This window comes from Pseudocolwellia agarivorans (assembly GCF_002000085.1).
Lineage (GTDB): Bacteria > Pseudomonadota > Gammaproteobacteria > Enterobacterales > Alteromonadaceae > Pseudocolwellia > Pseudocolwellia agarivorans.
On sequence record NZ_MUZU01000002.1, the window covers coordinates 606,812 to 618,223 of the forward strand.

An 11,412-nucleotide genomic window follows, 5' to 3' on the forward strand; every position below is an offset into this window, starting at 1 on the left:
ATCAAGTTCACCTTTATTATTAAATATCAATACGTTAATTAGTCTTTATACGCATCAACCGGCGGACAACTACAGATCAAATTGCGATCCCCAAACACGTCATCTATACGATTAACCGTTGGCCAAAATTTATTTGCCGCTGCGGCTGGCACTGGGAATACGGCTTCTTGAATTGTGTAACCACGATCCCATGTATCCGTAATATCCGCTAACGTATGCGGTGCATTGTGTAATGGGTTGTCGTCGCCACTCCACTCACCTGACTCTACTTTACGTACTTCGTCACGTATGCACACCATAGCTTCAATAAAGCGGTCTAGCTCTACTTTCGACTCTGATTCTGTAGGTTCAATCATAAACGTACCCGCTACTGGGAACGACATAGTTGGCGCGTGGAATCCGTAATCCATTAAGCGTTTTGCCATATCGACTTCTGTAATACCTGATTCCGCTTTAATTGGGCGTAAATCAATAATACATTCGTGCGCTACACGGCCATTTTTACCTGTGTATAAAATTGGGTAATGTTGGCTTAACTTTTTAGCTAAATAGTTGGCGTTGGTAATCGCGTATTTAGTTGCGTCTGTTACGCCTTTTTTACCTAGCAATGCGATGTAAAGGTAAGAAATACATAAAATACCAGCACTACCATAAGGTGCTGCTGAAACTGCGCCGTTACCTTTGTTAGCTTCGTTTACATTCACTAACGCGTGGTCTGGTAAGAATGGTGCTAGGTGAGCTTTAACACCTATTGGCCCCATACCTGGGCCTCCGCCGCCATGTGGAATAGCGAAGGTTTTGTGTAAGTTAAGGTGTGAAACATCTGCGCCAATAAAGCCCGGAGATGTTACGCCCACTTGTGCGTTCATGTTTGCGCCATCAAGATAAACTTGTCCGCCATGTTCATGAATAATATTACAAATTTCAGCAATGGTGCTTTCGTATACACCGTGTGTTGATGGGTAGGTGATCATGATACATGCTAGGTTTTCAGCCATTTCGCTTGCTTTGTTACGCAAGTCGGTCATGTCTACGTTACCTTGTTTGTCGCAGTCTACTACTACAACTTTCATGCCTACCATTTGTGCTGACGCTGGGTTTGTACCGTGCGCTGAAGCAGGTATTAAACAAATGTTACGATGCGCATCGCCACGACTTTCGTGGTATTTAACAATGCTGATTAAACCTGCGTATTCACCTTGTGCACCTGAGTTAGGTTGCATTGAGATGTTGTCGTAGCCTGTTAGCTCAACTAACCAGTCGCCTAGTTCGTCGATCATGTGCTTGTAACCCAGTGCTTGATCGGTAGGAGCAAATGGATGCATGTTGGCAAATTCAGGCCAAGATACTGGTATCATTTGCGCGGTTGCGTTTAATTTCATGGTACAAGAACCTAATGAAATCATTGAGTGGTTTAACGCAAGATCTTTGTTTTCAAGCTTTTTGATATAACGCAGCATTTCAGTTTCGCTGTGATACGAGTTGAATACTGGATGCGTTAGTATTTCTGTGTCGCGCACTAGGCTGTTTGGAATTGAGTCGCTACCGTTAGCAATAACTTGCTTGTCTAAGTCTTCAACACTTAGGTTATGCCCTTCACCTAATAGAATAGTAAATAAGGTGTCGATGTCGCTGCGTGTTGTTGTTTCATCTAACGAAATACTGATTTGATTTTCAACATCAATACGTAGGTTTACGTTGTTTGCTAAGGCGCGCGCTACGATAGTTTCTTTACTGTCGAAACCTGAATTACCTAACTCGTTTAAGTTAAATGTAAGTGTGTCGAAGTAGTTGCTGTGCAATGGTGTTAAACCTTTGCTTAATACGCCAGCCGCTAAAATATCGGTAAAACGATGAATACGATCAGCAATAACTTTTAAGCCTTTAGGACCATGGTAAACCGCATAAAACGCGGCCATGTTGGCTAATAATACTTGAGCTGTACAAATGTTTGAGTTGGCTTTTTCGCGACGAATATGTTGCTCGCGTGTTTGCATGGCCATACGTAATGCTGGGTTGCCGCGCGTATCGCGTGATACACCGATAATTCTACCCGGTAATGAACGTTTGTATTTGTCTGATGTAGTGAAGAATGCAGCATGTGGTCCGCCGTATCCCATAGGAACACCAAAACGTTGGCTTGAACCAATAACTGCATCTGCTCCTAAATGACCTGGCGCTTTTAATAATACTAAGCTCATAATATCTGCAGCTACAGCAACAATACCTTTATTGTCGTGAATTTTAGCAATAAGGTCGCTAATATCTGTTATTTCACCCGTTGCACTTGGGTATTGTAATAAGGCACCAAAAATGTCGTGATCAGCTGCCTCAACTGCCGGAGCAACAATGATGTCGAATCCGAACATGTCAGCGCGTTGTTTAACAAGATCAATCGTTTGTGGAAATACGTCGTTTGAGATAAAAAACAAGTTTGATTTTTTGTTTTTAGAAACACGTTTTGCTAGCGCCATTGCTTCGGCTGCTGCTGTACCTTCATCAAGTAACGACGCTGATGCTAGGTCTAATCCTGTAAGGTCTAAACACATTTGTTGGTAGTTTAATAAAGACTGTAAACGACCTTGTGCAATTTCAGGTTGGTATGGTGTGTAAGCGGTGTACCAGCCTGGATTTTCTAACACGTTACGTAAAATGACGTTTGGCGTTAATGTTGGGTAGTAACCTAAACCAATGTAGCTGTTGTTAACTTTATTTAAGCTAGCGACTTTTTTTAAGTCAGCCAGTGCTTGTACTTCAGTTTTACTTTCTTCAATCGCTGGCAAGTTAGCTAAACGAATATCGCTTGGCACAATTTCGTCAATTAATGCATCTACCGACTCTGCACCAATGTCGTTTAACATGGCTTGAGTTTGCTCTGCGTTAGGCCCTATATGTCGGCGAATAAAATCTTGCGATTGTTCTAATTCGTTTAACGTTGCTTGAGATTGAGTAGTCATAAACAGTTTCACTTAAATGATTTTACTAATAAAAATAAAGCCTCTGTTTCAATAGAGACATGAGGCTTAAAATATTTTTTGGTTCGTTTCTATTTTGCAAAGATAATCGAGAATTAGACGCAGGTTTTACGTTTCTGACAAAACCTAAGTACCTACATCCATGTAATCACAGGTTTTACGTTCCTGACAAAACCTAAGTACCTACATCCATGTAGGCAAAGCCGTCAAAGTTGCGAGACATTTGAGCTTAGTGTACTAAGTGATAATGTCGAGCAATAAAAACAGCGATGCATAAAATCGATTAGCGAAGCAAAAATTTGTAAATAGTCTGTTGTTAGGCAAGGCACTGAAGTTGTGAGACATTTGAGCTTAGTGTACTAAGTGATAATATCGAGCAACGAAAGTAACGAAGTATAACTACAGAATATGACCGAATATTTTGCAAAGATAATCGAGAATTAGGCAAAGCCGTCAAACGTTAAAGAGCATGAGCTTAGTGTACTAAGTGATTGCGATTTAACGTGTAGACAATGAAGCATAAAATCGATTATCGAAGCAAAAAGTTATTCAGCGATAGACGCTGTGTACCCCTCTGCATCAAGCAAGCTATCTAACTCGCTTTCGTCTGCCACTTTAACTTTAAATAACCAACCTTCACCGTACGCGTCTGAGTTTACTAGCTCTGGTGAATCTTCTAATTCTTCGTTTATTTCTACTACGGTACCTGTAATTGGTGCGTAAATGTCTGAGGCCGCTTTCACTGATTCTGCTACAGCAACATCATCGCCAGTACCTATTTCGTCATCAACGTCTGGTAATTCAACAAATACCATATCGCCTAATAGCTCTTGTGCGTGTTCAGTAATACCTACAGTTACAATACCGTTACCGTCGTTACGTACCCATTCGTGAGTCGTTGCATATTTTAATTCTGAAGGGACATTGCTCATTTTTATTAATCCTGTATGTAAATATTATAAATTGTGTTTGGCTACAGCTAATCACTATAGCCTAAAAATAGTACGCTTTTAACGATTAAAAAACTTTTTTACCGTTACGAACAAAGCTTGGTTTTATCACTTGAACATCAACAAGTTTTTTACGCATTTCTACTTGAATTGTATCGCCGAATTTTACTGAACGAGGTACACGTGCCATAGCAATACTATGACCTAATGTAGGAGAAAATGTACCTGAAGTAATGATACCGTCGCCATCTGGTGTAATAACTTTTAAGCCAGTACGTAATACGCCTTTCGCTTCAAAGACTAAACCAACAAGTTTAGGTTGGTCGCCGGCTTCTTTTTGCGCTTCAAGGACTGAGCGGCCAATAAAGTTGCGATCTGTTGGTTCCCAGCTTATGGTCCACGCCATGTTAGCAGCAAGTGGTGATACCGTTTCGTCCATGTCTAAGCCGTATAAGTTCATACCTGCTTCTAAACGTAGAGTATCGCGAGCACCTAAACCACATGGTGCTACGCCAGCGTCTAATAATTTTTGCCATAAGTCAGCAGCCTGAGCTTCTGGAACTACAATTTCGTAACCATCTTCGCCGGTATAACCCGTAGTTGCGATAAATAGTTCACCTGTTTGTACACCAAAGAATGGCTTCATGCCGTCAACTGCGGCAAGTTGTTCGTCATTAAGAAGTGTTGCCACTATCGCTTTAGCTTGTGGGCCCTGTACTGCAATCATGCCAAATTCAGGACGTTCGGTAATAGTTACTTTGAAATTTTGCGCTTGTTTGTTCATCCAAGCTAAATCTTTTTCGCGTGTTGCAGAATTAACCACTAGTTTGTAGCTAGTTTCGCTAAAGAAATAAATAATAAGGTCGTCTATTACACCACCCTCTTCATTTAACATACCGGTATATAATGCCTTACCTGCAACAGTAAGTTTAGCAACATCGTTGTTCACTAGTTTACGTAAATATGCTTGAGCTTCGTCACCTGTTACATCAACAATGGTCATGTGCGATACGTCAAACATTCCAGCCTTTTGGCGAACTGCGTGATGTTCTTCTATTTGAGAGCCATAGTTAATCGGCATTTCCCAACCATGAAAGTCGACCATTTTAGCGCCAGCTTCAATATGTTTTGCATGTAAAGTAGTTTTGTTGCTCATATAACATCGCCTAAAAAGAGAGTGTGTACGAAAGTGACTCGATTATAACCACTCAATTCTGTTGATTCAACAACAAAAGACACTAATTTAAAATATAAAACCACATAAAATAAATTATCAGAATTATATTTCCAAAAGCTCCATTTTCAAAAATAATAATCGAAAAGACCACGTCTAAATAAGATGTTTTTGTGAATAATTTTAAATAAAAAAATGAATTCGATGTATAAATAATCTCAACTGAGGTTAAATATTTATGATGAAAAGTTAATTAGAAGCTTTAAATAAGAAAGGGTTGTTAGTTAGCATAATTTAGTTTTAACGTTACGCCTAAATAACACTGATTGAAATTTAGGCGTATAAAAAATATAGCTATATTAAAGATTTACGCATCAAAAAACGTTTTAAGTTCAGCCCAGTAATTACTAATAATTTGTTGGTCTTGCGGTGTTAACTCTGAACGTGAAGCTGTTAGTTTTTCTGATATATCGTTAGCTAACTCAGCTGATAGTACTTGAGTTTCGTCGCCAAATTGGCTGGCTGATAAGGCAATAAAACCTCTTATGTAACTACTTGCAAACAACTCATCGTCGTTATTTTCTTTTAAACATAAATCGTCAAAGTGTTGATATAGTGCATTAAGGTTTTGAATTGACATGTTTTTTTCCTGTACTGATAAATACTGATTAAGTTAGGCTAATGCTAAGTTAAGTAAGGTTAAAGTGGGCTACTGGCGGGATATAATACCTGATCTTTATAACCTGTAATAACAGGAAAATAGCCTGATAAAGCTTGATCAAGTTCAGTATCGCCAGTATCGATAATAAGAGGTCGGCTATTTAAGCCTGCCAGTTTTGTTTTAGTGGCAACAATAATAATGTTGTCTTTACCTATGGCTTTAATCACTCTAGGGCTAAGTTGCTGGTTGCCACGACCAAATATATGACCTTGCCCACCAATTAAGGTGATCACTAATTTAATCACCTCTGTGTGTGAGCTGTTATCGGCACTTTGAGTTTCTGATAGATGATTTTCTATCAGCGACCATAATTGAGGCTCAGTTACATCGTTTGCAATTACCGCGTGATCTTGAAGTACATCTACCCCAAGCAAAGTATTAGTTTCGCCTAACTCGTCCATGATGAAAGCTGTCGTTGAACCTGATCCCATAATGTAAAGCTCGTCATCCATGGTTTCTATTATGTGTGCAGCTATGTCTTGTAAAACTAATTCGTCGGTTTCTTTACCGCCAGACTTAACCGCTTGTACATAACGTAATTCGCTGGGTATTTGCATTTCACCATAACGTTTAGCTTTTACTACGCCTTGCCTAAACAAGCTTTCGTCTATATCCATTACGTCGGCATCCATTAACGTAACAAGTTGATTAGTGACTAACATTTCAACCACTCGCCCTGCTGCTTTAGGCGTTACGGCATAAACACCTGAATGAATTTTACACCCCGCAGGAATGCCTAATACCGGAAATTTATCGTTAACGGTTGCGCAAATATCGCGTGCTGTACCGTCACCGCCAGCAAATAATAGTACATCAACTTGTGCTTCGGTTTGTGCGTTAAGTAAAGCATTAACGAAATTTTTAGTGTCTTGTGCTGAAGTACTTAGGCATTTTTCTGAGGTTATTTCTGCTGAATGAGTGACTTCGGCTGAGCTATAAACCACAGCAACTTCAAAACCTAATTCAGTAGCGCACATCTCCCCCATAGAGCCACTCGCGGTATAAATAATGATTTGATCTTTATAAGGTTCTAGCACACTTAAGGCCGTATTAGCACGCTGGTTTGCTTTAAATTGTGCTCCTAAAGACAAGGCTTTTTCGGGGGTAGATTCTCCATCGCTTCCTTTTAAAGCAACACTTCCACCGACCCCAGCAACAGGATTAATCACAAAACCAAGCTTGAATTTTTTCATGTAGATAACCTTAGGCCTATTTAAATTGTGCCAATGATAACGTGGTGGGTATAGAAGAAGATGTTTGATAAAAAGCAGCAAGTGCATCAATAAATTGTTGTGCTCTTGTCGGGAAACCTTTTTCAAGGTAATGCTCAACCTGCTTTAATACTGAAGCTTTAAATGCTTGCGTGTCAGCCTCAGCACCATTTAAGTTGTCGGCAGACACATTAAACTTTTTATTAGCTGCAACACAAAATGCCCATTCAATGGCTTGTGGTTTTATTTCTACCGATTCAAATACTTTTTGTTGTTGCTCGTTTCTGCCATCGGGTTCGTACCAATAACCAAAATCTTCTTTTAATCGACGCTCTTTACCCGCAATACACCAGTGGGCTATTTCATGTAAAGCACTAGAATAATAACCATGAGCAAAAACAATTTGATGATATGTACAGCTTTTTGATGCTGGTAAATAGACGGGTTCATCATCGCCTTTAATTAATAAGGTATTGTATTCAGCAAAAAATGTAGCTGAAAATAGCGTCATTAAGTCTTCTATATTATGTATATTTTCCGCTTGGCCATTAACGCGTAAAACATTAGTGGCAGATGGAATGAGAGATGATGAGTGCTGCATGTACAAAAAATTCTATGATAAGGCAAACGCTATTTTTGCGTAACTCTAACAAAAATCGGCGATGGATGCATCGCCGATTTATTTATTGCTACAAAAACAAGTTAACTATTTTTGTTTATTTAAAGTTGTTTTAATAACAATGTAGCCAACAATCCCTGAAATTAATGAACCAATAACAATACCTAAGCGGTCTTGAAATAATGGTGAGTCAGCAGATTGTTCAAACGCTAAAGAACCAATAAATAAACTCATGGTAAAACCGACACCACAAAGTAAAGACACACCGTAAAGCAGTTTCCAGTTTACGTTTTCAGGTAATTTGGCTAAACCTAACTTTATCGCGATAAAACAAAAACCAAAAATACCAATTTGTTTACCTAGTATTAAACCCGCAATAATCCCTAATGGAACAGGTGAAAGTATTTGGTCTATTCCCACACTAGTAAAATTAATACCGGCGTTAGCGAAAGCAAATATAGGCAACACAATAAAAGCGACCATTGAATGTAAATTATGTTCTAACGACTTAAGTGGCGATGGCTCACCTTCTTCGCCTTTAATGGGAATAAAAAAGGCCAACGCAACACCGGCAAGTGTCGCATGTACACCTGATTTTAGTACTGCAACCCACAAGACAATGCCTAAAAATATATAAGGCGATGTACTGGTTACACCTTTTTTGTTTAAACCAAATAATAAGGTAAGAACAACAGCAGAAACCACTAACGACAATACTGAAAGCTGCTCAGTATAAAATAACGCGATAACAATAATCGCACCTAAATCGTCAAAAATAGCGAGTGAAGTTAAGAACACTTTAAGCTGTAAAGGCACTTTACTGCCAATAATAGCCAAAATACCTAAAGCAAAAGCAATATCAGTTGCTGTTGGTATAGCCCAACCATTAATGGCAGTAGGATCATTATAGTTAAATGCTACATAAATTAACGCGGGTATTGCCATACCACCTATAGCAGCGATGGCAGGTAAAGCAATTTGGCTAGGCTCTGATAAGTTACCTTCTATAAATTCACGTTTAAGTTCAAGGCCAACTAAAAAGAAGAACAATGCCATTAAACCATCGTTTATCCAAAGTAATAAGGGTTTAGCTATTTCAAAACTCCCCACAGCAACAACAACGGGTACATCTAAAAATAAATCGTAATAACTCGCCCAAGGAGAGTTGGCTAAAATCATTGCAAATACTGCGGTAAACATAAGTATGATACCGCCAGAGGCTTCTTGTTTTAGAAAATTTTGAATAGGTGAAAGTGCCATGAGTTCCTTTTTGTAAAAAATGTACATTTAGTTAGACATAATATGTCACACGTTGATAGTATTAGTAAAGATCAGTTATAAAAAATATTTCTCATTTTTCATAGTATTCAACTTTTTATCACATGAAATAAGTATAGATAAAAATAACAAAGCTACAAAAATATCTCTTAAAAAATAATCTACTCTGAATAGGCCCTAGTTTAATAACCTATAAGTTAACTTGTAGTTTTTATAAATATATAAAAATAGTGCAACCTTTCTCTTACTTTATTCGTTAAGATTATTACATAGCCTAGTAAAACCTCACCGGATCAGCCTGTTTTATGAGTAAAATTTTGTCTTTTTTAGGCATAAAAGAAAAAGAGCAATCGTTTGAAGCGATAATATCTCCGCACATGAGTAATTTGTTTAAAGTGGCTTATCAATACACTGGCACAAAACATGATGCTGAAGATTTATTGCAAGATTTGCTTGAGTATTTATTTACCAAACAAACTGAATTGCGCAAAATAGAAAAGTTAAAACCTTGGCTTATGCGTTGCTTGTATAATCGATTTATCGACTTATATCGAAAAAAACAACGCCAACCTGGTTTAGACGATATTGACGACGAAAAAATACAACCTTTGTTTCAATATTACGATAACCACCAGCAAAACGATCAACATAAAGAAATTTATCAAGCGATGAACAAGCTTTCGGCAGATCAACGTGCTGTAATTACCTTGCATGATATTAATGGACATACCTTACCTGAGCTCGCAAAGATTATGGACGTACCGTTAGGCACATTAAAATCAAACTTACATCGTGCACGTGCTACGTTAAAGCAGCACATTAGTTTGCAACCTTCTGAACTTAACGTTCGTCATTATTAACAGAGGATAAAATTATGAACTGTAAACTTGTTAATAATACCATTGAAGCACTTAACCTAGCTGATTTCACGTCAGGTTTAGATAGCCAATTAACAACACATATTAAAACCTGCGAAGCTTGTAAAAAAGCATTACAAGCTCAGCAGTTATACTTAAAAAAAATGTCGCAAATACAAGCGCCTGAATTTAGCGAAAGTGAAGCTTCAGCCATGCTAAGTCATGTGGTTAATTCAGCCCAAAACAATATTAATATCAACAAGCCAGCTAAAAACGATAGTAGTTTTTTACAAGGATTTATTGCGGCATCCGTATTAGCGCTATCAGTATTTGGTGCATGGAATATCTTTAATAGTTCGCCTGAACAAACTCCATTAGTTGCCGAAGTAGCACCAGAGTATTTTACCACTGAAGTTGTATTGGTAATTAACGCACCTGAAGATATGTACGACGCAGACTTAAATCTTGTTTTACCACAACAAATCGCTTTAGAAGGTTACGACAATATTCACGATTTAAGCTGGCCTGTAGACTTAAAAGCAGGAACCAACACGCTATCATTACCTATTCGTGTTAATAAAAACAAAGCTGTAGAACAACCCTTAAGTATAATGGCAACCCTTTATCATTATGCTGACGAACGTGAATTTGAAATAAAAGTAGACGTTGAAAAAATGCAAGCACAACAGCAAAACTCAGCGTATTTAACACCTGTTGCTAACACCACTCGTGTTTAACAAAACAGCAAAGTCAATGAGTATTAAAATGAAAAATAGCCAAATAAACAGTAACTATTATTTATTGTTTCTATTACCTTTGGTGTTATTTAGTGCCACATTTACACTAAAAGCCACTGAAGAAATGGACAATATTACGATGGAAATAGCCACAAAAGAAGCTAAGCGTGGTCATCGAATTCATATGCACACTCGTGAAATCATTTTAGATTATATGATTAATAAGGGAGACATTACCGTTGAGCAAGCTGAAGAACATAAACGTAAACGTAACTTGCAACGTAATGAATTAAAAGCACTTAAGAAACAAGGTAATATGGAAGCTTTTAAAACTCGTTTAAACGAAATAAAAGCAGAACACAATAAACAACGTAAAGAGCTCGAAGAATACATTAAAAATAACGATGAGTTACAACAACAGTTAAATGAACGACGTAGTGAACATCGTAAAAAATCGAAAGGTAATAAACATAAACACCGCAAAAAAGATTTCTTTAAAACATCTGATAACAACCAATAATATGAAATAACGGTATAACACGTTATACCGTTATTAAAGTTAATTTATCAAAGCAATTATTGAATGTCTCCATAGCGTCGACGATATAACTTTGTATGAATATCCTTTGCCGCAGATACCATATGAGGAAATGGAATATCAGTGATTGTTACAAAACCAACATTATAATTTTCACCATCATGTGCCCGCCCGGTTAATGGCGAGTCAATATACTGAAACCAATGAGCACCAATAATGTAAGGATTATCAATAGCGGTATTCATGGGGGCGTTCAAAATTCTGTGTCAGCTTAAATTCTTAAATATCGAGCACGCTGTCTAAACGTCCCTCAAAATAAATCGCTAACTGAGATAAACAAAGGCTCCAATTG

The 11,412-nt window shown here is 37.9% G+C and carries 10 protein-coding genes and 1 pseudogene; 3 read left to right on the top strand and 8 right to left on the bottom strand.

Annotation, left to right across the window (positions count from 1 at the left end; all coding sequences use genetic code 11):
* Positions 1–38 precede the first annotated feature (38 nt).
* From gcvP to nhaA, 7 genes are all read right to left on the bottom strand, one after another.
* Positions 39–2,957: an aminomethyl-transferring glycine dehydrogenase gene (gene gcvP / locus B0X80_RS05630; RefSeq protein ID WP_077338809.1), complete on the bottom strand. Its 2,919-nt coding sequence runs from the start codon at positions 2,955–2,957 to the stop codon at positions 39–41.
* 563 nt (positions 2,958–3,520) lie between these two features.
* Complete coding sequence (gene gcvH / locus B0X80_RS05635; protein WP_077338811.1) at positions 3,521–3,907, bottom strand: glycine cleavage system protein GcvH; 387 nt, start codon at positions 3,905–3,907, stop codon at positions 3,521–3,523.
* Positions 3,908–3,992: 85 nt separating this feature from the next.
* A complete protein-coding gene (gene gcvT / locus B0X80_RS05640) occupies positions 3,993–5,081 on the bottom strand; it encodes a glycine cleavage system aminomethyltransferase GcvT (protein ID WP_077338813.1) in 1,089 nt (362 codons plus the stop codon).
* A gap of 385 nt (positions 5,082–5,466) precedes the next feature.
* The gene (locus B0X80_RS05645) at positions 5,467–5,739 is read right to left on the bottom strand and encodes a YfcL family protein (protein WP_077338814.1); all 273 of its coding nucleotides are present in this window, start codon (positions 5,737–5,739) and stop codon (positions 5,467–5,469) included.
* A gap of 59 nt (positions 5,740–5,798) precedes the next feature.
* Positions 5,799–7,013 (bottom strand): ATP-NAD kinase family protein, encoded by a 1,215-nt coding sequence (locus tag B0X80_RS05650; RefSeq protein ID WP_077338816.1) that lies wholly within the window; start codon positions 7,011–7,013, stop codon positions 5,799–5,801.
* 16 nt (positions 7,014–7,029) lie between these two features.
* Entirely contained in the window at positions 7,030–7,542 is a 513-nt protein-coding gene (locus tag B0X80_RS05655) for an elongation factor P hydroxylase (RefSeq protein ID WP_245825401.1), read from the bottom strand.
* Positions 7,543–7,737: 195 nt separating this feature from the next.
* Complete coding sequence (gene nhaA, locus B0X80_RS05660) at positions 7,738–8,910, bottom strand: Na+/H+ antiporter NhaA (protein ID WP_077338820.1); 1,173 nt, start codon at positions 8,908–8,910, stop codon at positions 7,738–7,740.
* Positions 8,911–9,233: 323 nt separating this feature from the next.
* Here nhaA and B0X80_RS05665 point away from each other — a divergent pair, with 323 nt between their 5' ends.
* The 3 genes from B0X80_RS05665 to B0X80_RS05675 are packed head-to-tail and all read left to right on the top strand — an operon-like array spanning position 9,234 to position 11,042.
* Complete coding sequence (locus B0X80_RS05665; RefSeq protein WP_077338822.1) at positions 9,234–9,788, top strand: RNA polymerase sigma factor; 555 nt, start codon at positions 9,234–9,236, stop codon at positions 9,786–9,788.
* Between the two features lie 14 nt (positions 9,789–9,802).
* Complete coding sequence (locus tag B0X80_RS05670; protein WP_077338824.1) at positions 9,803–10,522, top strand: hypothetical protein; 720 nt, start codon at positions 9,803–9,805, stop codon at positions 10,520–10,522.
* A 16-nt stretch (positions 10,523–10,538) separates the two neighbouring features.
* On the top strand, positions 10,539–11,042 hold the full coding sequence (locus B0X80_RS05675) for a hypothetical protein (RefSeq protein ID WP_139345294.1): 504 nt from the start codon (positions 10,539–10,541) through the stop codon (positions 11,040–11,042).
* A gap of 56 nt (positions 11,043–11,098) precedes the next feature.
* On the opposite strand, the pseudogene B0X80_RS05680 reads toward B0X80_RS05675, so the two are convergent.
* A pseudogene (locus B0X80_RS05680) lies at positions 11,099–11,305 on the bottom strand (hypothetical protein); the annotation flags it as partial.
* Positions 11,306–11,412 lie beyond the last annotated feature (107 nt).